Here is a 480-nt window from a genome sequence, read left to right as displayed (position 1 = left end):
CCGAGGTGCGCGCGTGGCCCGTCGTCGGCTGGCTCGCCGAGCGCCTCGGGACCGTGTTCATCCAGCGCGAGAAGCGCAGCGAGGCGAAGCGGATCATGCACGAGCTGTCCGAGCGCCTCGGCAACGGCGAGCTGATGTGCGTGTTTCCGGAGGGCACGACATCCGACGGCCTGGGGCTGCTGCCGTTTCATTCGAACCTGTTCCAGGCGGTGGTGTCGGCGGACTGCTCGGTGCAGCCGATCTGCCTGATGTACGAGGACGCGCGCGGGCGGCAGTCGGTCGCGCCGGCCTATGTCGGCGATCTGCCGCTCGGCAAGTCGCTCGACATGGTATTGGCGAACGGGCCGCTCACCGCGCATCTCTACGTGTGCGAGCCGATCGCCGCGACGGGCGACCGGCGCGAGATGGCCGCGCTCGCGCGCGCATCGGTTGCCGATGCGCTCGCGCGGATGCAGGCAGGCGTCGAGCGTCCGCTCGACG

1 protein-coding gene is annotated in these 480 nt (G+C 70.6%); it reads left to right on the top strand.

Features of this window, described 5'->3' with window-relative positions; all coding sequences use genetic code 11:
* The coding region (locus tag ACU8YE_RS24725; RefSeq protein WP_446930081.1) for a lysophospholipid acyltransferase family protein at positions 1–480 on the top strand (480 nt) is incomplete at both ends.

Source organism: Ralstonia sp. VS2407 (assembly GCF_052950655.1).
This window is presented reverse-complemented; position numbering and strand designations above follow the sequence as displayed.